At 60.5% G+C, this 25,199-nt stretch carries 17 protein-coding genes; 9 read left to right on the top strand and 8 right to left on the bottom strand.

All coding sequences use genetic code 11. The features are described 5' to 3' along the window. Nucleotides 1-13: 13 nt before the first annotated feature. The 4 genes from hemA to AC1DV9_RS11485 form a co-directional block, all read right to left on the bottom strand. Nucleotides 14-1,228 carry a 5-aminolevulinate synthase gene (gene hemA, locus AC1DV9_RS11500; protein ID WP_112444569.1) on the bottom strand — a complete coding sequence of 405 codons (1,215 nt, stop codon included), beginning with the start codon at nucleotides 1,226-1,228 and terminating at the stop codon, nucleotides 14-16. 182 nt (nucleotides 1,229-1,410) lie between these two features. Beyond that, nucleotides 1,411-2,208 carry an FAD binding domain-containing protein gene (locus AC1DV9_RS11495; protein ID WP_477947872.1) on the bottom strand — a complete coding sequence of 266 codons (798 nt, stop codon included), beginning with the start codon at nucleotides 2,206-2,208 and terminating at the stop codon, nucleotides 1,411-1,413. A 12-nt stretch (nucleotides 2,209-2,220) separates the two neighbouring features. Then, nucleotides 2,221-4,566 (bottom strand): xanthine dehydrogenase family protein molybdopterin-binding subunit, encoded by a 2,346-nt coding sequence (locus AC1DV9_RS11490; protein ID WP_477947870.1) that lies wholly within the window; start codon nucleotides 4,564-4,566, stop codon nucleotides 2,221-2,223. An 82-nt stretch (nucleotides 4,567-4,648) separates the two neighbouring features. Further along, complete coding sequence (locus AC1DV9_RS11485; protein ID WP_310296221.1) at nucleotides 4,649-5,140, bottom strand: (2Fe-2S)-binding protein; 492 nt, start codon at nucleotides 5,138-5,140, stop codon at nucleotides 4,649-4,651. A 281-nt stretch (nucleotides 5,141-5,421) separates the two neighbouring features. On the opposite strand from AC1DV9_RS11485, the gene AC1DV9_RS11480 reads away from it, so the two are divergent. The 3 genes from AC1DV9_RS11480 (at nucleotide 5,422) to AC1DV9_RS11470 (ending at nucleotide 13,628) form a co-directional block, all read left to right on the top strand. After that, the gene (locus tag AC1DV9_RS11480; RefSeq protein ID WP_112385738.1) at nucleotides 5,422-5,688 is read left to right on the top strand and encodes a YMGG-like glycine zipper-containing protein; all 267 of its coding nucleotides are present in this window, start codon (nucleotides 5,422-5,424) and stop codon (nucleotides 5,686-5,688) included. Between the two features lie 170 nt (nucleotides 5,689-5,858). Next, entirely contained in the window at nucleotides 5,859-7,781 is a 1,923-nt protein-coding gene (locus AC1DV9_RS11475) for an autotransporter assembly complex protein TamA (RefSeq protein ID WP_477947868.1), read from the top strand. A 63-nt stretch (nucleotides 7,782-7,844) separates the two neighbouring features. After that, the gene (locus AC1DV9_RS11470; RefSeq protein ID WP_477947866.1) at nucleotides 7,845-13,628 is read left to right on the top strand and encodes a translocation/assembly module TamB domain-containing protein; all 5,784 of its coding nucleotides are present in this window, start codon (nucleotides 7,845-7,847) and stop codon (nucleotides 13,626-13,628) included. A 10-nt stretch (nucleotides 13,629-13,638) separates the two neighbouring features. Here the strand turns inward: AC1DV9_RS11470 and AC1DV9_RS11465 are convergent, their stop codons facing one another. After that, nucleotides 13,639-14,067, bottom strand: a complete 429-nt coding sequence (locus AC1DV9_RS11465) for an Lrp/AsnC family transcriptional regulator (protein ID WP_112385740.1) — start codon at nucleotides 14,065-14,067, stop codon at nucleotides 13,639-13,641. Between the two features lie 129 nt (nucleotides 14,068-14,196). On the opposite strand from AC1DV9_RS11465, the gene rocF reads away from it, so the two are divergent. The 6 genes from rocF to AC1DV9_RS11435 all read left to right on the top strand — a co-directional run bounded on the left by rocF (nucleotide 14,197) and on the right by AC1DV9_RS11435 (nucleotide 22,251). Further along, on the top strand, nucleotides 14,197-15,132 hold the full coding sequence (gene rocF / locus AC1DV9_RS11460) for an arginase (RefSeq protein WP_310296231.1): 936 nt from the start codon (nucleotides 14,197-14,199) through the stop codon (nucleotides 15,130-15,132). Between the two features lie 16 nt (nucleotides 15,133-15,148). Next, on the top strand, nucleotides 15,149-16,348 hold the full coding sequence (gene rocD / locus AC1DV9_RS11455) for an ornithine--oxo-acid transaminase (RefSeq protein ID WP_477947865.1): 1,200 nt from the start codon (nucleotides 15,149-15,151) through the stop codon (nucleotides 16,346-16,348). A 298-nt stretch (nucleotides 16,349-16,646) separates the two neighbouring features. Then, complete coding sequence (locus AC1DV9_RS11450; RefSeq protein WP_112385743.1) at nucleotides 16,647-18,431, top strand: methyl-accepting chemotaxis protein; 1,785 nt, start codon at nucleotides 16,647-16,649, stop codon at nucleotides 18,429-18,431. After that, a complete protein-coding gene (locus tag AC1DV9_RS11445; RefSeq protein WP_112385744.1) occupies nucleotides 18,431-18,910 on the top strand; it encodes a chemotaxis protein CheW in 480 nt (159 codons plus the stop codon). The genes AC1DV9_RS11450 and AC1DV9_RS11445 overlap by 1 nt, the downstream gene beginning before the upstream one ends. 286 nt (nucleotides 18,911-19,196) lie before the next feature. Beyond that, nucleotides 19,197-20,948 (top strand): methyl-accepting chemotaxis protein, encoded by a 1,752-nt coding sequence (locus tag AC1DV9_RS11440; RefSeq protein WP_477947863.1) that lies wholly within the window; start codon nucleotides 19,197-19,199, stop codon nucleotides 20,946-20,948. A gap of 517 nt (nucleotides 20,949-21,465) precedes the next feature. Beyond that, complete coding sequence (locus AC1DV9_RS11435; RefSeq protein WP_477947861.1) at nucleotides 21,466-22,251, top strand: hypothetical protein; 786 nt, start codon at nucleotides 21,466-21,468, stop codon at nucleotides 22,249-22,251. Nucleotides 22,252-22,407: 156 nt separating this feature from the next. On the opposite strand, the gene AC1DV9_RS11430 is transcribed toward AC1DV9_RS11435, so the two are convergent. From AC1DV9_RS11430 to fdhD, 3 genes are all read right to left on the bottom strand, one after another. After that, the gene (locus AC1DV9_RS11430; RefSeq protein WP_477947859.1) at nucleotides 22,408-24,066 is read right to left on the bottom strand and encodes an OFA family MFS transporter; all 1,659 of its coding nucleotides are present in this window, start codon (nucleotides 24,064-24,066) and stop codon (nucleotides 22,408-22,410) included. A 93-nt stretch (nucleotides 24,067-24,159) separates the two neighbouring features. Next, entirely contained in the window at nucleotides 24,160-24,405 is a 246-nt protein-coding gene (locus AC1DV9_RS11425; RefSeq protein WP_477947858.1) for a formate dehydrogenase subunit delta, read from the bottom strand. Next, a complete protein-coding gene (gene fdhD, locus AC1DV9_RS11420) occupies nucleotides 24,395-25,162 on the bottom strand; it encodes a formate dehydrogenase accessory sulfurtransferase FdhD (protein WP_477947989.1) in 768 nt (255 codons plus the stop codon). The genes AC1DV9_RS11425 and fdhD overlap by 11 nt, the downstream gene beginning before the upstream one ends. Nucleotides 25,163-25,199: the final 37 nt, after the last annotated feature.

Here is a 25,199-nt window from a genome sequence, read left to right as displayed (position 1 = left end):
TATTTCTTTTTTCTTAGGCGACATGCCTTGCCAGCGCACAGCGCGACCAGAGCGAATGCAGCGCGCCGACCAGATGTTCGATATCGGCATCAGAATGCTGCGGCGTCGGCGTGATGCGCAGGCGCTCGGTCTTCTTCGGCACCGTCGGATAATTGATCGGCTGAACATAGACGCCGAAATTGTCGAGCAGAAGATCCGAGATCCACTTGCACTTCGCGGCATCGCCAACCATCACCGGCACGATATGGCTCGGGTTCGGCATATGCGGAATGCCCTGCTGGTCGAGCAGCTGGCGCAGCTTGCGCACCCGGTCCTGATGGCGGGCACGCTCGAAGGGGCTGGCCTTCAGATGCTGGATCGAAGCGACCGCACCGGCAGCGAGCGCCGGCGGCAGCGAGGTCGTGAAGATAAAGCCCGAGGCGAAGGAGCGGATGAAGTCGCAAAGCGCCGTCGACGCAGCGATATAGCCGCCCATGACGCCGAAGGCCTTGGCAAGCGTGCCCTCGATCACGGTGATCCGGTCCATCAGGCCTTCGCGCTCGGCAATGCCGCCGCCGCGCGGGCCGTACATGCCGACGGCATGGACTTCGTCGAGATAGGTCATTGCGCCGTACTTGTCGGCGAGGTCGCAGATTTCCTTGATCGGCGCGATATCGCCATCCATCGAATAGACGCTTTCGAAAGCGATCAGCTTCGGCGCCTTGGGATCGGCGGCCGCCAGCTTGGCTTCGAGGTCATGGATGTCGTTATGCTTCCAGATCACCTTCTCGCACTTGGCGTAGCGAATGCCTTCGATCATCGAGGCGTGATTCAGCGCATCGGAGAAAATGATCATGCCGGGGATCTTGCCGCCGAGCGTGCCAAGGGCCGCCCAGTTAGAGACATAGCCCGACGTAAAGGTCAGCGCTGCTTCCTTGCCGTGCAGATCGGCAAGTTCGCGCTCGAGCAGAACGTGGTGGTGGTTGGTGCCAGAGATATTCCGGGTGCCTCCCGCACCCGCGCCACAGTGGTCGATGGCGGCTTTCATCGCCTCGATCACCTTGGGATTCTGGCCCATGCCGAGATAGTCGTTGGAGCACCAGACCGTTACGTCTTTCGGGCCGTCGGCCGTGTGACGCGTCGCACGCGGAAACTGTCCGCTGTGGCGCTCAAGGTCGGCAAAAACGCGATAGCGGCCTTCAGAATGAAGACCATCAAGCTCGCTTTTGAAAAACGCTTCGAAATCCATGCATATGCTCCAGTATCACGCGACCGTTTTGCTAAGCACACCGCCGCGCGTCAACCCATGGCGCCTCCTTTACCATCAACTGCGGCAAAAGGCGCATATTTTTGAATCATTCCAGACGAAAAAGCTTCAACCCAGCCTATAAAGCGGCTGGGTTGACACATCCGGAATGCCACTCGTTGCGACTAACCTACAGCAGCAACGGCCCGCTTCGTCATGACTTTTATCAAATTGGCGCGATATTCGGCGCTGGCATGCAGATCGGACAGCAGGCCGTTGGCATCGACCTGAACCCCCATCGCGGCATCGGGCGACCAGTTGGCGGTGAGAGCCGCTTCCAGGCCGCCATGCCGGAACGCACCGTTGCTGCCCGCCCCGGCGATTCCGACCCTGACAGTGCCGCCTGACCTGGTTACCAGCACGCTGGTGATCGCATAGCGCGAGGCCGGATTGCGGAACTTGGCATAGCCGGCCTTCTCCGGCGCATCGAAGCTGACGCCGGTGACGATCTCTCCGTCCTCCAACGCCGTCTCGAACAGCCCGGTAAAGAACTGATCCGCTGGCAGCTGGCGCTTGCTTGTCACGATCGTCGCGTTGAGCGCCAGCATTGCCGCCGGATAGTCGGCAGCCGGGTCATTGTTGGCGATCGAGCCGCCGATCGTCCCCATATGCCGGACATGCGGATCGCCGATCAGCCCCGCCAGTTCGCAAAAGGCCGGAAGCACGCTGCGAATCGCCGTGGACGAGGCGACTTCCGCATGCGTCGTCGCGCCGCCGATGGTGACTTTGCGGCCATCGACCTTGATACCCTTCATCGAATCGATATGCCGGAGATCGACAAGGTCGCTCGGCGCGGCGAGCCGCTGCTTCATGGTGGCAATCAGCGTCATACCGCCGGAAACGAACTTGCCCTCCGGCTTGCCCGCGATCAGCTTGACCGCCTCATCGACCGAAGAGGCGCGGTGATAGTTCAATTCGTACATGCCCGTTCCTCCTCAATTGGTCGCACGTGCCGCCATCCACACCTTCTGCGGTGTGGCAGGCATGGTCAGCATATTGTTGCCGATGGCATCGGTGATCGCATTCATCAGCGCCGGCGGAGACCCGATCGCCCCCGCCTCGCCACAACCCTTGATGCCGAGCGGGTTGCTCGGGCAGGGCGTGTTCTGATGCGACAGCTTGAAGGAGGGGAGGTCATCGGCGCGCGGCATGGCATAATCCATGTAGCTCGCCGTCAGCAGCTGCCCGTTCTCGTCATAGTGGACGCCTTCGAGCAGCGCCTGTCCAATACCCTGCGCGATGCCGCCATGCACCTGTCCCTCGACGATCATCGGGTTGACGATATTGCCGAAGTCATCGGCAGCAACGAACTGGATAATCTTGGTATGACCCGTTTCCGGATCAACCTCGACTTCGCAGATGTAGCATCCCGCCGGGAAGGTGAAGTTCGACGGATCGTAAAAGGCCGTTTCCTTCAGCCCCGGCTCCATGCCTGCCGGCAGATTGTGGGCGGTGTAGGAAGCAAGCGCCACCTGGAACCACGGCAGCACCTTGTCGGTACCGGCCACCTTCAGCTCACCGTTTTCGATGACGATGTCACTCTCGTCAGCTTCCATCAGATGCGCGGCAATTTTCTTCGCCTTGGCCTCGACCTTGTCGAGTGCCTTGACGACTGCCGACATGCCGACGGCACCCGAGCGCGAGCCGTAGGTGCCCATCCCCATCTGCACCTTGTCGGTATCGCCGTGGACGATGGAAACGCTGTCGATGGGAACACCGAGACGATCCGCCACCAGCTGGGCAAAGGTCGTCTCATGTCCCTGGCCATGGCTGTGCGAGCCGGTCAGCACCTCGATCGTGCCGACGGCGTTGACACGCACTTCCGCCGATTCCCACAGCCCGACACCGGCGCCGAGAGAGCCGACCGCCTGAGACGGCGCAATCCCGCAGGCTTCGATATAGCAACTCATGCCGATCCCGCGCTTCATGCCGCGGTTCGCTGCCTCCGCACGACGGCTTTCGAAGCCATTCCAGTCGGCAGCCTGCATCGCCACGTCTAGGGAGGCATCGTAATCGCCCGCATCATACATCATGATCACGGGCGTCTGATGCGGGAAGGAGCGGATGAAATTCTTCCGCCGGAGCTCGGCCGGAGAAATGCCGAGCTCGCGCGCTGCGGTCTCCATCGTCCGTTCCAGCAGATAGGTCGCCTCCGGCCGCCCGGCCCCGCGATAGGCATCGACGGGCGCCGTATTGGTGTAGACGGTGCGGACATTGGCGTGGATCGCCGGGATCGCATACTGCCCGGACAGCAGCGTCGCATAGAGATAGGTCGGCACGGCCGAGGAGAAGAGCGACATATAGGCGCCGAGATTGGCGATCGTATCGACCTTCAGCCCGATGATGCGATGATCCCCGTCGAAGGCCATCTTCACCTTGGAAACGTGGTCGCGGCCATGCGCATCGGTCAGGAAGGCTTCGGTGCGGTCGGAATTCCACTTCACCGGAACGCCGGTTTTCTTCGAGGCCCAGAGACAGACGATCTCTTCGGGATAGATATAGATTTTCGATCCGAAACCACCGCCGACATCGGGCGCAATAACCCTGAGCTTGTTCTCCGGCGCCACATTGTAGAAGGCGCTCATCACCAGACGGGCGACATGTGGATTCTGGCTCGTCGTGTAGCAGGTGTAGTGGTCTTCGGCGGAATCATAGATGCCGAGCGCCGCCCGCGGCTCCATCGGATTGGGCGACAGACGGTTGTTGGTGAGTTCGATCTCGGTGACATGCGCTGCCGCCGCAATTGCCTGATCGGTCGCGCCTTCATCGCCGATCACCCAATCGAAGATCAGATTGTCCGATGATTCAGGATGGATCTGCGGCGCGCCCGGCTTCAAGGCCTCGACGGCTTCAGTGACGACAGGAAGCTCCTCGTAGTCGATGCTGACGGCTTCGGCAGCATCCCGCGCTTCGCCGAGCGAATCGGCAACGACGATCGCCACGGCATCGCCGACATAGCGGACCGTATCCACCGCCAGTGGCCGCCACGCACCCATCTTCATCGGAGAACCATCGCGCGAATGGATCATCCAGCCGCAGATCAGATTGCCGATGCCATCGGCAAGCAGCTGCTTACCATCGAGCACGTCGATAACGCCGGGCATCGCCTTGGCAGCCGCGACGTCGATATTGGTGATCTTTGCATGAGCATGCGGGCTGCGGATGAAATAGCCATATTTCATGCCCGGAACGACCATGTCGTCGGTATAGCGGCCCTTGCCTGTCAGAAACCGCTTGTCTTCCTTGCGTGCGACGCGTGCACCAATTCCTTCAACACCCATGATGTCCTCCAATGGGGTTTCGGGCCTGGCATTCCGCCAAAGAGAATTGTGTTCGGCAGCTGCCAGACGAATTCAGGGGATGCTATTCGGCAGCCTGCTTGGCGCCGCCATGCATTTCGGCATTGGCGGATAGCACGGCCTTGACGATGTTATGATAGCCGGTGCAACGACAGATATTGCCTTCTAGCTCGTGGCGGACGGTTTCCTCGTCGAGATGGCCGCCGTGGCGGTTGATCATATCGACCGAGGCCATCACCATGCCGGGCGTACAGAAGCCGCATTGAAGGCCGTGATGTTCCTTGAAAGCCGCCTGAACGGGATGCAGCTCGCCATTTGCGGCAAGCCCCTCGATGGTCGTCACCGAAGAGCCGGAGGCCTGGACGGCCAGGATCGTGCAGCTCTTCACCGACTTACCGTCCAGATGGACGACACATGCACCGCATTGCGTTGTATCGCAGCCGACATGGGTGCCTGTCAGCCCCAGCTTTTCGCGAATGAAATGGACGAGAAGCGTTCTTTCTTCACAGTCGCCGCTCACCGCGCGGCCATTCACCGTCAGTTTGACTTTCGCCATGATGTCCTCCTCGTGCCTCCTCCAGGCACAAGCGGCATCATTTGACCTTTTCCCTTTAGGATCAACCGCTACTTTAGGGAGTTGTATCAATTTTGCTTCACTGCCGAAGTCCGATAGAACGGGGCTCTCCTGAAACGTTATGAAACGAAGCGTGACCACAAACTTTGTGGAGATTGCTGGACACGCTTTGTTTACGACATAGTTTGCAGCCTACGTGACAAAAACAAAAACACGTGAGGGACGGCTGCTGCCAGGGGGCAGCGAACCTTTTGGAGATGGAAATGAAGAAGATTATCGCATTCGTACTCGTCGGCCTCTCGATCGCGAGTTGCACGCCGACTCAGCAGGGTGCCGGCATTGGCGCCGCTTCCGGCGCTGTGATCGGTGGTGTTGCCACCGGCAATGTCCGTGGTGCCGCAGTCGGCGCAGCGATCGGCGGCGTCGCCGGTGCGCTGATCGGCCGTGTCGCCGAGCAGCCCGGCCAGTGCTATTATCGTGACAGAAACGGCAATCGCTACATCGACGACTGCCCGCGCGGCGGCTATTAAGCGTCAAATTCACCGACACAAAAATCCCGGCCAGCGCCGGGATTTTTCATTTTCTGTACTAAATTAGCCCGCCAACAACTTAAATTGGTACACGTTTCGCATTTTTGCCGCTAAGGTGCCCGCGGCTGGGCAACGCGAAGCTTCATTTTCCATGTAACCAAAAGCGGCGGATGCAGATCAGAGGGACGACACCGAAAGCGGGTTTCGCGTATCGGCGGACAGGCACCATGATGGTGATCGCGGCAACGGCCGCGTTTTCGCCTGCATTGGTCGATGAGGCATACGCCTTCAAGCTGTTTGGCATAACGATATTCGGCAAGGACGACAGCGAAGCGGAACAGGTTCCTGATCCGGTGCGCTACGACGTCGATCTGACAGCAGGCACGGCCGATCCTGATCTCACGGAGGCCCTGCAAAACAGCTCGCGCCTGGTCGGCGACAAGGACAAGCCGGTCTCCGGCGATCTCGGCGTCGTCGTCAAGGCGCGCGACGACCGCGAGCGGCTGATCGCCACCCTGTATGAAAAGGCACGTTATGGCGGCGTGGTGACCATCACCGTCGATGGCAAGAATATCGACAACCTGCCACCCAATCCTGTTTTCGACCGGTCGAAGCCGGTCACTGTCAACGTCAATGTCGATCCGGGGCCGGTTTTCCACGTACGCGACGTCCAGTTCGGCGGCGATGCAGCGATGCGCAATCCCGCAGACTACGATCTGGCGCCCGGCGAAGAGGCGGGCTCGCTCGTCATCATCAAGGCCGGCGACAAGATCGTCGAGCAGCTGAAGAGCGAAGGACGGCCGCTTGCCAAGCTGACGAAGCGCGAGGTCGTTGCCGATCATCGCACAAGCACAGTCGATATCGTCATCACCACGGATGGCGGCCCCGTTGCCCCTGTCGGTACCGTTGGCGTCACCGGTGAAAAGACCGTCAAACCCGATTTCATCCAGCGCTATTCGCGGCTCAACCGCGGCGAAGCCTATTCGCCCGAGGCCTTGAAGAAAGCCGGAGACCGTCTGCGTGCACTTGGCGTCTTCTCGAGCGTCACCATTCACGAAGCCAATGAGCTCGCTGCTGATGGTACGCTACCGATGACCATCGAGGTGTCGGAAGGCAAGCAGCGCTACTTCGGCTTCGGCGCCAACTACTCGACGATCGACGGCTTCGGCCTGCAGGGCTACTGGGGCCATCGCAATCTTTTCGGTGAGGCGGAATCGCTTCGTATCGAAGGAACAGTCGGCCGACTCGGCGAGAACGACATCAGCAATCTAGACTATTCGACCGGCATTTCCTTCACCAAACCGGGCGCCTTCTTCCCAGCGGGAACGCTCAAGGCATCGATCCTCGCCAAGACAGAGAATCCGGATGCCTACAATGCCTCTCTGATCACCGGCTCACTCGGTTACTCCTACGAACTCAGCGATCAGGATACCGTGTCGGCCGCGGCCGAGATCAGCTACGAAAAAGACGACGACGCCTTTGGCAACAACGAGTATCTGACCTTCGCTCTGCCACTGACCTACGAGCGCGACGCCCGCGACAACAAGTTCAATCCGACGGAAGGCTACCGCGCGACACTCGCGGCAACGCCGAGCTACGAAGCCTTCAACGGCACCATCTTCTCCTCCTTCGAGGGCTCGATCTCGGGCTATCAGGCGATCGGCCAGGAGGACAACGTGGTATTTGCCGGCAAGGTGGCTGCAGGTTTCCTGGTCGGGGGCGAGTCGCAGGACATTCCCGCCACCCGCCGTTTCTTTGCCGGCGGTGGTGGCTCGGTGCGCGGCTACGGCTATCAGGAGATCTCGCCCTACGACGCCGACAACGAGGCGACCGGCGGCAAGTCCTATGTGGCCGCATCGCTGGAGGCACGCGTCAGGATCACCGATACGATCGGCATCGTGCCTTTCATCGATGTCGGCACGGTTTCGGCAGACACCTTCCCCGATTTCGGCGATTTCCGTGCCGGCGCCGGTGTCGGTATCCGCTATGCCACGCCTTTCGGTCCGCTGCGGCTTGATTTTGCCGTACCGCTGAACAAGTACGAAAATGGCACGGCCTATGGGATCTACGCCGGCATAGGCCAATCATTCTAACGGCGGGAAACGCAGCGGATGAACCCGTTGCACCGCCATGCGAACGGGATAGTGTCCGCCTTCATGCAAGCACTGACGAAACTCATGAACTGGATTGTAAGGCTGCTGGGCTATGGCCTTGGCCTCGTGCTTGTCGTTGCCGCGATTGCGATCGTCATTTTCGGCTTCACTTCCTTCGGCTCACGCATCGTTACCGAAAAGGTCGCGGAGATCATCTCCAACCGGGACATGAACGTCTCGATCCGCGAGCCTGGCAGCCTGCTGACAGGCGGCCTCGATGCTGCACAGATCACGATATCGGACACCCGTGGTGTTTTCGCCGAAGCGAGAGGAATCTCCGTCAACTGGAATCCCTTGGCGCTGCTGACCGGCACGTTCCACGCCAAGCAGATCGGCATCCAGTCGATCACCGTCGTCCGCAAGCCGGTGCGCACATTGCCGTCGCCGCCGGATACCGGCGAGGAAGGCGGCTTCAAGCTGCCCATCAAGATCGATATCGACAACATCGCGCTGCCGCAGATCAATCTCAGTGAGCAGCTTGTGGGCCGCGCCTTCACGCTGGTCGCGGGCGGCAATCTCCAGGCCGATCAGAGCGGCGGCCACGCGGTTCTCAACGTCAATCGCCAGTCGGTGCCGGACGCCAAGCTGAACGCCGACGTTGCCTTCATGCCCGAGGAAAACCACCTTCGCCTCAAGGCTCAGCTTGCCGAACCGAAGGGCGGCGTGATGGCGACGTTGCTGTCGCTGCCGGGCGATCCATCCGTCAATCTGTCGATCGATGGCGACGGGCCGATTTCGAACTGGAAGGCCAAGCTGCTGGCGGCCCTCGATGGACAGCCCCGCGCTTCGATCGAAGGTCAGCATGTGCTGACGCCGGAGGGTCTTCACCAGATCAACCTGAAAGGCGGCGGCGATCTGAGCTCGCTCCTGCCCCCACCCTTCCGCCCGCTCTTTGCAGGGCAGACGAATATCGATCTGGCCGCCACTTTCGATAACAAGGGCAAGATCGACATCCAGACAGGCAATATCGCCACCGGAAGCGTCGTCATAGCCGCCTCCGGCACGCTCGATCCGGCAGGCAACAACAGCCTGAATGCCAATGTTCTTGGCACATCCGGCCCGGTCGACTTCCGCTGGCCGCTTGAAAAGGGTGAAGCGCGCCTGCTCGTTAGCGGCCTCAACGTCGCCCTGACCGGCGACGCCAAGGCCGCCCGGCTGAATGCCAGCGCATCCCTGGACGCGATCACCGTTCCTCAGGCCACGGCAAGCAACGTCAAGCTGACGGCCAAGAGCGATGCCTTCAACATCGCCAAGAAAAGCGGCGGCGTCCAGATCCGTCTTGTGGCCGGCGATACGGCCTTCATCAATCCCGACATCAACCGGGCGGTTCAGGGGCCAGTCACGCTGGCAGCCCCGCTGCAGGTCGCGCCCGATAGTATCGGCTTCAACGGCACGACATTCGAAAGCGCCAATGCCAGCGGCAGCGTCAACGGCACCTACAGACTCGAGAGCCAGGCGCTCACAGGCAACGCCAAGCTGACGATCGAACCGGCGGCCCTCCCGGTGGCGATCGCGCCGCGTTTCGACACGCCGATTTCGATCGAGACACAGGTTGCAGGCACGATCCCTTCGAAGATCAATCTGTCGAACCTCGTGGTGAAATCGGGCAGCCTGGAAACCAACGGGAACGTCACCCTCGACGGCGGTACGCTGGCGGCCGATCTCAGCGGACGGCTTCCCGATATCGGCAAGCTCGTTCAGGATACCGGCGGCGAATTGGCCTACACGGCCAATATCAGTGGCCCACTGACCGCGCTCGCCATCAAGGCGAACTTGAAATCTGCGGCGCTTCAGACCGCTGGCCGTACGCTCTCGGGTCTAGACGTCACTCTCTCCGGAACCGCCGATCCCGATGCGCCGCAGGCGACGGTCAGCGCCAAAGGTGCGATCGACGGCCAGCCGCTGGCGATCAATGCCAATGTCCAGTCGAAAGACGGGACGACCAGCATTCCGTCGATCTCCATCGATGCCGGCAGCAACAAGCTGAACGGCAATATCGAGCTGACGCCATCCTTCCTGCCGAGCGGCAAGCTGAATTTCGATTTTCCGGATGTCGGCCTGCTGGCAGCCTTGGCAGGACAACGTGCCGAGGGCGATCTGAAGGGGGCCTTCGACATCGCCAATGACGGTGGCAAAATCTCCATCAAGGCGAAGGCCAGCGGCAGCGGCGTCAGGCGCGACGGCCTGTCGCTGGTGAAGCCGGATATCGATATCACCGTCAGCGATCTGAAGGCCTTCGCGGCGAACGGGATCATCAAAGCCGACGAGATTTCTTCGGGCGCTAACACCATAAGCGGCCTGGCGGTCAATTTCACGCAGCAGCAGAACCGCACCAATTTCGATCTGACATCCGTCTACGATGCCAATCCGCTGGTCGCCGCCGGTGCCGTCGAGACCAACGACGGCAGCATGAAGATCGAGCTCGACCGGCTATCGGCAAAGCCGCGCAACATTGCCGTCGAGCTTTCTGCGCCGACCGCCGTAACGATCGCAGGTGGAGCAGCAAAGCTGGATGGCCTGACGATCCGCACCGGTGAGGGTTCGGTCAGCGTTTCGGGCTCGGCCGGAGAAACACTCGATATCGATGCGACGATCAAAGACCTGCCTGCCAGCCTCGCCAACACCTTCGTCCCGAAGCTGGAGGCAGCAGGCAGCATTTCCGGCACGGTCACGGTAACCGGCACTCCGGCAGCCCCCGTCGCGAATTTCAAGCTGAATTGGAAGGACGCATCGACAAGCCAGACCAAGGCCGCAAGTCTTTCCGGTTTCGCGATCGCCGCAGGCGGCAAGCTCGCTGACAACAGACTGGATTTCGAAACCACCGCAGATGGCGGCAAGGGACTATCCCTGAAGGCCTCGGGCAACTACATGGTCGCCGGCGCCAAAGCCCAGGCCCTGTCGGTCGATGCCGAAATCGCCAACGTGCCAGCGGGGCTCGCCAACGCCTTCGTTCCCGATCTCGGTGCCGCCGGCGTCATATCCGGCACCGCCAAAGCATCCGGCACGCTGCCCGACCCCACTGCTCAGTTCGACCTGTCGTGGAAAGACGCGGCAACCAGCCAGACGGTTAAGGCTGGCCTTGCCAAACTGGCCATCGGCGCGACCGGCACCTTCGCCGAAAACAAGCTCGCCTTCGACGTCGACGCCACCGGCGCAAAGAACCTGGCATTGAAAGCCAAGGGCAACTTCGTCGTTGCAGGGCTCGAAGCGAATACGTTGACAGTCGATGCCGACATGAGCAACGCCCCGGCTTCGCTGGCAAATGCCTTCGTTCCGGGCCTTGGCGCCGAAGGACTGATTTCAGGGACAGGCAAGGCTTCCGGCAGGCTGCCACGCCCTAGCGCCGAATTCGACCTGACCTGGACCGATGCCGCGACCGGCCAAACCAGGAAGGCGGGGCTTGCGAGTTTCGACGTTTCCGCCAAGGGCAAGTTTGCCGACAGCAAGCTCGATTTCGATACCGCAGCAAGCGGCAAGAACAGCCTATCGCTGAAGGCAGCGGGCAGCTTCACCGTTGCCGGTCCCGATGCAAACAGCCTCTCCGTCGATGCCACGATCGGCAATGTACCGGCCGGGCTGGCAAATCCCTTCGTTCCCGGCCTTGGCGCCGAGGGTCTGATATCGGGAACGGCCAAGGCCTCCGGCAAATTGCCGAGACCGAATGCCGACTTCGACCTCACATGGACGGATGCCGCGACGGATCAGACGAAGAAAGCCAAGCTCGCCAGCTTCGACGTCACCGCCAAGGGCAAGTTCGCTGACGACCGCATCAATTTCGACGCGGCGGCAAGCGGCAAGAACAGCCTGTCGCTGAAGGCAACCGGCAACTTTGCCATCTCCGGCCCCGATGCCAACGCGCTTTCGGTCGATGCCGACATCACCAACGTGCCAGCCGGCCTTGCCAACCCCTTCGTACCGGGCCTTGGGGCCGAAGGACTGATTTCGGGAACCGCCAGGGCTTACGGAAAGCTCCCCAATCCGGCGGCCGATTTCAAATTTGCCTGGAAGAACGCCGCGACCAGTCACACCAAGGCCGCCAATGTTACCGGTCTCGGCGTCACGGCCGATGGCCGACTTTCTGGTAATACGCTGAATTTCAACGTCAACGCCAACGGCAGCGGTTCGCTGTCGGTCAAGGCGAAGGGCAGCTTCGAGGTTGCCGGCCCTCAGGCGAATTCGCTGCGCGCCGACGCTGACATCAATAATCTGCCGGCCGGCATCGCCAACGCCTTCGTTCCCAATCTTGATGCCGAAGGGGCAATTTCGGGCAGCGCCAATGCCGCGGGCAAGCTTCCGATCCCCGATGTCGATTTCAAGCTCAACTGGAAGAATGCGCAGACCAGTCAGACAAAGAGCGCTGGCCTTGCGCCACTCGGCATCACCGCCAATGGAAAGCTCGCCAGCAACACGCTGACCATCGATACCGGCCTTTCCGGCGACGGCGGCCTGTCGATGAAGGGCGGCGGCAGTGTCGGTATCACCGGGCAGAAAGCGCTGAACCTGCAGTTCCGCGGCAACCTGCCCTTCGCCATTCTCGGCGCGCAGCTCGCCCAGCAAGGGTTCGTTGCAGAAGGCGCGGCGGATATCGATCTTCGCATTACCGGAAATGCCGGCGGTCCCGTTATCAACGGCAGCGTCAACACCAGCGGCGCCAAGCTGATCGACGTTCGCCGCAACCTGGCCCTCAGTAACCTGACTGCAAGCGTCACCATGAACGGCCAGCAGGCGACGATCTCGCGCTTCAGCGCCAATCTGGCGAGCGGCGGCGCGATCTCGGCTACCGGAACGATCGGCATTCAGCCGAATGGCGGTTATCCCGTCAATATCGACGTCAAGCTGGACAAGGCCGTCTATGTCGACGGCACGCTCGTCGTCGCAACAGTCGATGGCACCGTCGGTCTGCGTGGTCCGCTGCTGTCCAACCCGACCTTGAGCGGACGCCTCGATCTGGAGAAGGCCTCCGTCACGGTGCCGGAAAAGCTGCCGACCTCGCTGCGCGAAATCGACATCAGGCACATCCACGCGCCCGCCGCGGTGCTCAAGCAACTGCGCGACGAAAGCCCGCCGAAGCCCGGCGAAAAGTCTTCGACGATCACGCTCGATCTTCAGCTCAATGCGCCGTCGCAGATCTTCGTTCGTGGCCGCGGTATCGATTCCGAGCTTGGCGGCAGTCTGACCATCAAGGGGACGGCAGCAGCCCCGATCGTCTCCGGCGGCTTCACCATGCGGCGTGGGCGCCTGACGATCCTGAACCGCCGCATGAACTTCACCGACAAGAGCCGCATCACCTTCGCAGGTAACCTGACCCCTGCTTTGGATATGGAGGCAAGCTCGACCTCGGGCACGACGACGCTGACGGTCGATGTCGGTGGCCTGGCGACCGACCCGGCCATCACCTTCTCGTCGTCACCGGCCCTGCCGCAGGATGAAGTCCTGGCGCAGTTGATCTTCGGACAGTCGATGTCAAAGCTTTCGCCGGTGCAGATCGCTCAGCTTGCCGATGCAGTCAGCCAGCTCGCCGGTGGCCGGTCGACCTCGCTTTTCGAGGGCCTGCGCAACCAGCTTGGCGTGGATGATCTCGACATCAGTACCGATGAAAAGGGCCAGACCAGCGTCAGCGTCGGCCGCTATCTCAACGAGCGCACCTATTTTGAACTGCAGCAAGGCGGTGCGGCCGGTGCCAAGGCGATCATCAATCTCGATGTCGGCCGCGGTGTGAAGCTTCGCGGTGCTGCGGGCGGAAATGGCTCGGGTGAAGCGGGCGTCGTTTACGAGCACGAGTATTGACGCTCGCGCCCTAGAAGATGGTCTTGCTGGTTTTCAGCAGGATGTTGGTTTCCGTCACGTTGATTCCGTCTACCAGACGGATGCGCCGCAGCGTCTCGTCGAAGGACACGAGATCCCGGTCTTCGAGTTCGGCGATGAAATCCCATTTGCCATTGGTGCTGTGCAAGGCGCGCACCTGAGGCAACCCGCGCAGCTGGTCGGCAACCTTGTCGGCCAGTTTGCCGAGAACCTCGATGAGAATGATGGCCCGGACGCCCGCCGAGCGCACTTCATGCCCCGTCCGGATGGTGAAGGCTGCGATCGTGCCATTGGCAACAAGCCGGTCAATCCGCGCCGCGACAGTCGCCCGCGAGGCGCCCGTCATCGCCGCCAGTGACGATACCGGCGTTCTTGCATTGTGTCTGAGAGCGCTGAGCAGTTCCTGATCGAGGTCGTCCATGATTTTCACTTTGCTCGAATGGTGTAAGCAATTTGTACAATGTTGATTTTATTTTGGCAATTTTCCATCTTTTTGTCGCCGCGGCGATAGCCGAATATGCAGCTCGAAACTCGAAATCCGGAGCTTGGAATGGACGTTCAATCGCGCGCAGTCACCCTCATTGGCGTTCCGCTAGAAGAAGGCTCCGGCCGCAGGGGCGCCGCAATGGGCCCGGCAGCACTTCGCATCGCAGGGATCGACCAGACGCTCATCGAGCTCGGTCATGACGTCAAGGACGACGGCGACCTGCAGATCGTGCCGGCCCGCGACCTGCCCAATCATCCGAAAGCCCACAATCTGCGCATCATCGGCGCGTTCACCCGGGCGCTGGAAGCGAGCACATATGAAGCAGCCGCTGCCGGACGTCTTCCGCTGATCCTCGGCGGCGATCACGCCCTGTCGATGGGTAGCGTCTCCGGCATGGCACGCTATGCCGCCGAACAGGGCCGCCCGCTGTTTGTCATCTGGCTTGACGCCCACTCGGATTTCAACTCGCCGGAAACCTCGCCCTCCGGCAATATTCACGGCATGCCGGTCGCGTTCTTCACCGGTCAGGCTGACCTCGCCGAAGTTCTTCCAAAGGCCCGGCCCCTGGTCGATCCGCGCAACGTCTTTCAGGTCGGCATCCGTTCGGTCGATGCGCCGGAACGCGAGCTGATCAAGAAGCACGGCGTCAACGTCTTCGATATGCGCTCGATCGACGAACAGGGTATCGCGCCGATCATGCGGCAGATCCTCGCTGCGGTGGAAGAGGCCAACGGCCTCCTGCATGTCAGCCTTGATGTCGATTTCCTCGATCCCGATATTGCACCGGGCGTCGGAACGACTGTGCCGGGCGGAGCGACATTCCGCGAAGCGCACCTCGTCATGGAGATGCTCTGCGACAGCGGCCTCGTATCGTCGCTCGATCTCGTCGAACTCAATCCGTTTCTGGACGATCGCGGCAAGAGCGCCCGCGTTCTTGTCGAACTGACCGCCAGCCTTTTCGGCCGCCGTATCTTCGATCGTCCGACCCGCGCCGCCTAATCCGAGGGAACCAGCCATGAACGCATCTGAAAACCTGATCGCCACCGAACAGCGGCTTGGCGCCCACAACTACAAGCCGCTCGATGTCGTGCTGACCCGCGGCGAAGGCGTCTACCTCTGGGATACCGACGGCAACCGTTACCTCGATTGCCTCTCGGCCTACTCCGCCGTGAACCAGGGCCATTGCCATCCGAAGATACTGGCCGCGATGGTCGAACAGGCCGGCAAGCTGACACTCACCTCCCGCGCCTTCCGCAACGACCAGCTGGCCCATCTCTATGAAGAGCTCGCGGCACTGACCGGATCGCACAAGATCCTGCCGATGAATTCCGGTGCCGAAGCCGTCGAGACGGCGATCAAGGCCGTGCGCAAATGGGGCTACGAGGTGAAGGGCGTGCCGGAAGGCAAGGCAGAGATCATCGTCTGCTCCGACAATTTCCACGGCCGGACGCTCAGCATCATCAGCTTCTCGACCGACCCGGATGCACGCACGGGCTTCGGACCTTACACGCCGGGCTTCCGCACCATCCCTTTCGGCGATGCCGATGCCTTTGCCGCCGCGATCAACGAAAACACCGTCGGCGCGCTGATCGAGCCGATCCAGGGCGAGGCCGGCGTCATCATTCCTCCGGCCGGTTATTTCAAGCGCGTCCGCGAGCTCTGCACCACGCACAACGTCACGCTGATTCTCGACGAGATCCAGACCGGTCTCGGCCGCACCGGAAAGCTGCTTGCGGAAGAGCACGAAGGCATCGAAGCCGACGTGACGCTGATCGGCAAGGCGCTCTCCGGCGGTTTCTATCCGGTGTCCGCCGTTCTTTCGAACAGCGAGGTCCTTGGCGTCCTCAAGCCCGGTCAGCACGGCTCCACCTTCGGCGGCAATCCGCTCGCCTGCGCCGTTGCCCGCACCGCGCTCAAGGTGCTTACTGAGGAAGGCATGATCGAGAATGCCGAGAAGATGGGTAACTATTTCCTCGAAGGTCTGCGCTCCATCCGCTCGAACATCGTCAAGGACGTACGTGGCCGCGGTCTGATGCTGGCGATCGAGCTCGAGCCCGAAGCAGGTGGCGCGCGCCAGTATTGCTACGGTCTCAAGGAGCGCGGTCTGCTCGCCAAGGATACGCACGAGCACACAATCCGCCTCGCTCCGCCGCTGGTCATCACCAAGGACCAGGTCGAATGGGCTGTCTCCGAAATCGAGAAGACAATTACCTGAGGTGAGCGGCCTCTTCGGAGGCCGCAACCAACACGAAGTATGTTTGCGTGAACTCACGCATTAAACGCTAATATACATCAGTATATTCAGTCAGTTACTCATTTTTAATCTAACTAATCATATTATTTCAGCAGAAACACCCGGGCGTATTGTGGGGGCAGCGTCCGGGTTTTCAGCTTTATTTGAGATCTGACCTGCCGCATCGAATGCGCCGCAGGCGCGGCGATCTGTGTGCCTGTTTTTGGCAATCGCCCTCGCCCCGCACCGCTTTGGAGTGCTGCAGTCCTTAGGGACGACGATGCCGCTATTTTCAGTTATTTCAGGTTCCGACGCCAAGGCCATGTTCTCGGCGCTCAACAAATCGCAGGCCGTGATCGAATTCGACCTGCAGGGCAATATTCTGACGGCCAACGAAAACTTTTGCCGGACGCTCGGCTACGAGCTTTCGGAGATCGCCGGCAAACACCACCGCATATTCTGCGATCCTGACTATGTCGCGTCCGCGGCCTATAAGGATTTCTGGGCCAAGCTCGGCAAGGGCCAGTTCGATTCCGGCGAATACCGCCGCATCGGCAAGGGCGGCCGGGACGTCTGGATTCAGGCGACCTACAATCCCCTGCTCTCCAACGGCAAGCCTTACAAGATCGTCAAGTTCGCAACTGACGTGACCGCGGCCAAGCTCGATTCGGCAAATGCCATCGGTAAGATCGAAGCGATCTCCCGGGCACAGGCCGTCATCGAGTTTACCCCGTCCGGCGAGATCTTGACCGCAAACGGCAACTTCCTTTCCGTCCTCGGCTACAGCCTGGAGGAAATCCGCGGAAAGCATCACAGCATGTTCTGCGAAACGGCCTATACGGCCTCGCCTGCCTACCGCGAATTCTGGACCAAGCTTGCCGCCGGCCAGTTCGTTGCCGAAGAGTTCAAGCGGGTCGGCAAGGGCGGTAAAGTCGTCTGGATCCAGGCGTCCTACAACCCGATCTTCGACATGAATGGCCGCGTCTTCAAGGTTGTCAAGTTTGCGACCGATATCACCAGCCGCGTCCAGGCCGTCGATGAGCTCGGCGAAGGACTGACGCGCCTTGCCGCCGGCGACCTGACCGGCGCCATTGAGACACCATTCCTTCCGGCTCTCGACAAGGTCCGCGTCGATTTCAACAGCGCTGTCGAACGTCTGAGCGGCGCCATGCGCACTGTTGCCGAAAACACCGATGCCATCGCGCACGGCTCCCGCGAAATGACGACCGCTGCCGGCGAATTGTCCAGACGGACGGAGCGGCAGGCAGCAACCGTTGAGGAGACAGCCGCCGCCCTTGAGCAGATCACCCAGACAGTGGCCGACAGCGCCAAGCGCGCCGGTGAGGCTGGCGACCTGGTGGCCAAGACGAAGCTTGGCGCCGGCCATTCCGGCAGCATCGTCCGCAAGGCGATCGGCGCCATGGATCAGATCGCCAATTCGTCGCGCGAGATCAGCAACATCATCAGCGTCATCGACGAAATCGCGTTCCAGACCAATCTTTTGGCCTTGAATGCCGGTGTCGAGGCTGCCCGTGCCGGCGAAGCTGGCAAGGGGTTTGCTGTTGTCGCGCAGGAAGTCCGCGAACTCGCCCAACGCTCGGCAAACGCGGCAAAGGAGATCAAGACGCTGATCACCGCCTCGTCCGAACATGTCAAGAGCGGCGTAACGCTGGTCGGTGAAACCGGCAGCGCTCTGGAAGAGATCGTCTCGCAGGTCACCGAGATCGACGGCAATGTCGTGGCGATCGTTACAGCTGCACGCGAGCAGTCCACCGGGCTGACGGAGATCAACAAGGCTGTCAACGCGATGGATCAGGTCACGCAGGACAATGCCTCTATGGTCGAGGAGACCACGGCTGCCAGCGGCAAACTCTCGAAGGAAGCCGAAAACCTCCGGGTGCTGCTGTCGCAATTTAGATTTGCGCAACACTCTTTCGCTAAGCTCAACACCAAAGCCACAGAAGCGCCTGCCGCACGCGCAACGCCACGTGGTCAACGCGTAACGAATGTTCGCGCCAATGGCGGCGCAGCCGCTCTGGCTTACGAGAATTGGGAAGATTTCTAATGAGCACCATTAATTCCAATAGTTTCAGTGGCGACACGCTCGAGATCATTGCCTTCCGGCTGCACGATCAGGAATTCTGCGTGAAGACGACGACCATCCGCGAAATCCGTGGCTGGGCGCCCTCCACCCCGATCCCGCATGCACCGTCGGATGTCATCGGCGTGATGAACCTGCGCGGCTCTGTAATCCCGATCATCGACCTTGCCTACAAGCTCGGCATGAAGAGCACGGTCGCCAATGAACGCAGCGCCATCGTTGTTGCCGAAGTCCACAGCATGGTCATCGGCATGCTCGTCGACCGCGTCTCGGACATCCTGACGATCTCTTCCGGCCAGGTTCAGCCCGTTCCTGAGGTCACCGCCTCCTTCGATCGCGCCTATTGCGAAGGTATCATCGCCTCCGAAAACGGCATGATCTGCTTCCTGAACCTCGCGAAAATGTTCAAGGAAAGCGAAGCCGAAGAACTCGTTGCCGCCTAACGGAAGGCAGCGCCACACGAAATCAAAGCCGCCGTCGAGGCGGCTTTTTTGTGCCCAGTAGAAATCACCCATAAGAACTTGGCGTAAAAACAAATCTTATTAGCAATCTCTTTTATACCCTAAATTAACCTTCACACCATCATCATGGGTTGCGAACTGACAGTATTACGATTTCTGATAGTTGCGATTTTCGCGTATAGCGCGATTAATCCAGCCTCAAATCCAAAAGCTGTAAGTTCATCAACTTTGCCTGGCGAGAGCGTCGGCACATGATTGGGGAACGGGGATGCTGGGTTTATCTTCCGATGCAAAATACATTCTTGATGCCATTTCGAAATCTCAAGCCGTTATCGAATTTGATCTGAAAGGCAATGTCCTGAAGGCCAACGAGAACTTCTGCCGGGCGCTCGGCTACAGTCTCGATGAGATCACCGGCAAACATCACAGCATGTTCTGCGATCCGGCCTTGGTGGCAACCGCGGAATACCGCGATTTCTGGACCCGGCTTGGCCGCGGCGAACATGATGCTGGGGCTTACAAGCGGCTGGCAAAGGGCGGCCGTGAGATCTGGATCCAGGCAACCTATAATCCCGTGCTCAAGGGCGGAAAGCCCTTCAAGGTCGTCAAGTTTGCCACCGACATCACCGCGGCCAAGCGTCAGGCGATCGACGACGCCGGCAAGCTCGATGCGATCTCCCGGTCTCAGGCCGTCATCGAATTCAAGCCGAACGGCGAGATCCTGACGGCCAACGAAAATTTCTGTAAAGGCTTGGGCTACAGCCTCTCCGAAATCCCTGGAAAGCATCACAGCATGTTCTGCGATCCCGCCTATGCCCGCACCGAAGACTACGCAAATTTCTGGCGGCGGCTGGCGGGCGGGGAGTTCATCGCCAACGAGTTCGTTCGTTATGGCAAGGGCGGCAAGGAGATATGGATCCAGGCCGCCTACAACCCGATCATCGGCGCCGATGGCCGTGTCTACAAAGTCGTCAAGTTCGCCACCGACGTGACCGAGCGAATGAGCGCGATCAGCCAGCTCGGCAGCGCTTTGAAACATCTCGCGGAGGGCGACCTGACGCAGACGGTCAATACCGCCTTTGTCCCATCGATGGAGCAATTGCGCCACGATTTCAACACTGCGCTGGAAAAGCTGCGGGATACGATGGTGACGATCGGCGAGAACACGGCCGCGATCGCCGCCGGGTCTCACGAGATCGGTGCCGCAGCCGATTCCTTCTCGAAACGCACGGAACAGCAGGCCGCGTCCATTGAAGAGACGGCCGCCGCACTGGAGCAGATCACCACCACCGTCAACGACTCCAGCCACCGCGCTGGCGAGGCCGGTCAGCTCGTGGCCAAGACGAAGCATGGCGCCGAGCAATCCGGTATCGTCGTGCGCAATGCAGTCTCGGCGATGGGGCAGATCGAGCAGTCGTCCCGCGAGATCACCAACATCATCGGCGTCATCGACGATATCGCCTTCCAGACCAATCTGCTGGCGCTGAATGCCGGTGTCGAGGCCGCACGCGCCGGGGAAGCCGGCAAGGGCTTTGCCGTCGTCGCCCAGGAAGTGCGCGAACTCGCCCAGCGCTCGGCAAGTGCTGCAAAGGAAATCAAGGCGCTGATCAACCAGTCCAGCGAGTTCGTCAAGAATGGCGTCGATCTCGTCGGCCAGACTGGCCGGGCGCTCGAAGAGATCGTCAGCCAAGTCGCCGACATCAATACCAATGTCGCGGCCATCGTCGAAGGATCACGCGAACAGGCGACAGGCATCAAAGAAATCAATCAAGCCGTCAATTCGATGGACCAGGCGACGCAACAGAATGCCGCCATGGTCGAGGAAAGCACCGCAGCAAGCCACAAGCTGACCTCCGAGGCAGAGGTGCTCAGAGCCCTGCTCAACCAGTTCCGCCTCGGCAACGAGATGCAGCATCGTCCAGCTGCGAGACATACCTCTCCGGCCCTGCAGCTTGTCTCCCGTGTTTCCAGAGCGCACGGTTCAGCCGCACCGGCCGCCGACAACTGGGAAGAATTCTAATCTCCACCCAGGCACACCTGCTCTCCGGCCCTGCTTGCAGGGCCGGTTTTTCTTTACATCTCTGCAAGCAAGGCGTGCTGCCAAAACCGCCGTCGCCCCTAATTTTTGATTGCATTAGAATATCATCATAGACAAGTATCGATTTTACGTCTCGTCCTTCGCACCTATTCTACGAGAATAGTCACATATGCTTTCAGGCAAGGAAATTCCCAGAAATCATAATAAAAACAATCACTATAGAATTCGGCACTTTCCAGAAATTACGCAATAGAAAATATTATAGACGCAGTCTTGCCGATTCTGTTTACAGCTTCTTAGCTGTACAAATAGTCAAAACCAACCTTAGCGCGAAACTCCTACACAATATTAGAATATACGTATATTCTGATACTGTATCGATCGGAGACCTGACAACCACTTTTGGTTGCTGCTATCCGATACGGAAAGCGCGCGCTTCCGATTTTGATTTCCAAGCCTGGGCATGGGGTCCTGGCGGAATCGCTTTTGGAGGTTGGAAATGCAGTATCACAAATCGGCTATCGCTGTACTCGCCATCAGCTGTGCAGCGATGATCATGCCGTCCCAGGCTAGCGCCGAAGGCCTTCTCGGCGGCCTCGGAAACGCCCTCAGCGGCGGCTCCAAGAGCAGTACGAGCAGCGGGAGCACAAGCAGCGGCAGCAAAAGCAGTGGCGGCGGCCTTAGCATAGGCGGTAGCAACGGCATCAGCATCGGCAACAATGGTGGGCGCGGCCTCAGCGCGTCCATCGGTGGCTCCAGCGGCGTTAATGCCAGCGTCGGCGGCACATCGAAGGGTGGACTTGGCGTCAACGCATCCGTTGGCGGATCCGGCGGCATCAATAGCAAGACGAGCATCGGCGGCGGAACAAAGGGGCTCGGAGTCGGCACGACAGCAAGCGTCGGCGGCAGCAAAGGTCTGAATGCTGACGTCAAAGCCAATGTCGGCGGTAGTGGCCTCGTCAGCGCCAGGGCGAAAGCTGGATTGGGCGGCAACACGCTGGTCGATATCGCCCTCGGTGTGCCGGGCATCGATCCGGATGATCCGACCGGCCCTAATGGTCCTAATGGTCCTAATGGCCCCAACGGTCCCAATGGCCCGAACGGGCCGAAAGATCCCAATGGCTTGAATGGCCCTCGTGGTCTCAATGGGCCGGCCTACTCTTACAATGACATGTCGGCAGCCGAGCGCGCCAAGGTAAAGCTTCGCTGCCGGGACATTCTCGGTTCGGGCGGCTACGAGGCAAGCCTCGTCAAGCTCTGCCGCATGGTCATCGCGATGCGCTGACCTCCTCCCCCGGGACCGTGTCCGGCGCGAAAGGCCGGATGCGGCCTGGTGGTGAAAGCGCCCAACTCCAGAATTCGCGCCTCTCCCCGGAGGCGCCTTTTTTCATGAGAAAGGCACGCGCCTAGACGCGTGCCTTTCTTTAGATCAAGGTTCCGATCAGCCGAACAAGGCAAACGTCGCCTTCAACGTTACCCAGACGCCCCACAGCAGCGGAATGCCGACGACAGCCCAGGCCAGAGCTGCCTTGCCATCGAAGCCGCCTTTGCCGATGCCGAACGAGCCGCTCGGTCCAGCGCTTGCGGCAGCCGATTTCGCCTGCAGCGATGCCACTTCTGCGTCCGACATGAACCACTTGTCGGCAAGCGGCCGGACGAAGAGGTTGGCGATCAGGCCGAGTGCCAGCATACCAGCCAGGATATACATCGTTCCGGTATAGAGAGCCGGTCCAGGCGCCACGCCCGCCGAGATCTGCGCCTCGCGGATGTAGTTGACGACCACAGGGCCGACGATACCGGCAGTCGCCCATGCCGTCAGCAGACGGCCATGGATGGCGCCGACGAACTGCGTACCAAAGATATCGGCGAGATAGGCCGGGATCGTCGCGAAGCCGCCGCCATACATCGACAGGATGATGCCGAAGGCGAGAACGAAGAGTGCCTTATTGCCCATGTCGGCGAGCGTCGGCGCCACAGCGTAGAGCACAATACCAAGCAGGAAGAAGGTATAATAGGTGTTCTTGCGGCCGATCTTGTCCGACAAGGAAGCCCAGAAGAAGCGTCCACCAATATTGAAGAGCGAGAGCAGGCCGGCAAAGCCCGCCGCGATCGTTGCGATCGATGCTTTCTGGCCCGCATCGAGTTGCGCGAAGCCGACGTCAGGCAGACCGATCAGTGAACCTGCAAAGATTTCCTGCAGCATCGGCGATGCCATGCCGATGACGCCGATACCGGCGGAAACGTTGAGGCAGAGCACCGCCCAGATCAGCCAGAACTGCTTGGTCTTGTGCGCATCGCGCAGGTGTACGTGCTTGGTGGTGATCATGCTGCTCTTGGCAGCAGGGGCCGTCCAGCCCTCGGGACGCCAGCCGGCCGGCGGAATGCGGTAGCCGAAAGCGCCACCCATCATGAAGACGAAGTAGATGGCAGCCATGACCACGAAGGTCTGCCAGACGCCAACAGACGCGTCGGTCTTGAAGTAGTTCATCAGCAGGTTTGCGAGCGGAGCGCCGATCATCGCGCCGCCGCCGAAGCCCATGATCGCCATGCCGGTCGCCATGCCGCGACGGTCCGGGAACCACTTGATCAGCGTCGAAACCGGCGAGATATAGCCGAGACCGAGGCCGATACCGCCGATCACACCGGCACCGAGCCACATCAGCCACAGCTGATGGGTCATGACGCCGACGGCAGCGACGAGAATACCGCCGCACCAGCAGCAGGCGGAAACGAAACCGGCCTTGCGCGGACCGACCCGCTCAAGCCAGCCGCCCCAGATGGCCGCAGAGCAGCCGAGGAGCACGAAGAACAGCGTATAGATCCAGCCGAGATCGGCAACGCGCCAGTCGCAGGTCGTGGTGAAAAGAGCCGAAGCCAGCGTCAGATCCGGGCAGGCCGTCGATGCGCTGATCCCCAGCGATTTCGACAGCGGCAGCCAGAACACGCTGAAGCCGTATGCCATGCCGATGCACAAATGAATGGCGAGTGCGGCCGGTGGCACGAGCCAGCGGTTGAACCCCGGTTGCGCAATAATTCGCTCACGATCAAGCAGGCCAGCGCCCGCCAGTACCCCTGCTCCTGATGTATCCGCTGCGGTCATGAATGAGTTCCTCCTGGATCTGACCTTGCTGACATGAATCGCGCTCGAACAGGCAAAAACAACCTGCGTCCCCCCCCCCGCGCGAAACGATGTTTAGTGCCGGATAGGCTCCGCCGGCTCGGGCTTGCGGATCAGGGAAGAGGCCTCGATCACCAAGGGATCGAAGCCATTGTTTTCCTGTTCCAGAATTTCAAAAAACTGCCGCCGCATGCGCGGCTCCCAAAATTTATTGATGTGCGTTGCGACACCCTCGACAGCTTCGCTGGCCGGCTGGGTCTTGAAAAAAGTGGCGATCTGGTTGGCCATATAGACGAGCTTGGCACGCGTATCATGCGACATCGGCGATGCTTTCCGGCGAAATGCGGTGAGGATGGGTGAAAATCTCGAAATCATCGCCGCGAACCAGGGCGACGAGCGTCATGCCGGCTTCTTCGGCAGTGCGGATGGCAAGTGCCGTCGGCGCCGAAATCGCAATCAGGATCGATGCGCCGAGAATTGCCGTCTTCTGTACCATCTCGACGGATATGCGGCTGGTGACGACGACGGCACCGCCAATGCTGGTATTGCCTGAACGGATGACCGCACCGCAAAGCTTGTCCAGCGCATTGTGCCGCCCGACATCCTCGCGAACGGCCGAGAGCCCCTGCCCAGGAATATAGAAGCCTGCGCCATGGACGGCACGGGTTTCGCGATGCAGCGGCTGCGCCTCATTGAGCAGGTTTGCAGCCCGCACGATATCGCCTTGTGTCAGCGTCAAGGAAGAACCGGAAACGTCCGGCACTTTGCGAACGGCCTGCTCGATCGATTCGATACCACAAAGGCCGCACCCGACGGGTCCAGCCATGCTGCGGCGCCGGGCGCGCAGAGCATCTTCGACATCATCCGCGAGCATGATCTGCACATCGATGCCCATCTCGCTATCGACGGCCTCGATCGAGGAAATCTGCGCCATCGAACCGATGATCCCCTCCGTCAGGCTGAAGCCCACGGCGAAATCCTCAAGATCATCGGGCGTCGCCATCATGACTGCATGCGAACTGCCGCCATAGGAAAAGGCGATCGGCACTTCTTCCGGCACGATGCGCTCGCCCGGCATCACCACACCGCCCTTGCGGGCGATGCGGCTGACGGGG

Source organism: Rhizobium sp. 01L410 (genome assembly GCF_056400165.1).
The sequence above is the reverse complement of the archived record's forward strand: the minus strand, read 5'-3'. Positions and strand labels throughout refer to the sequence as shown.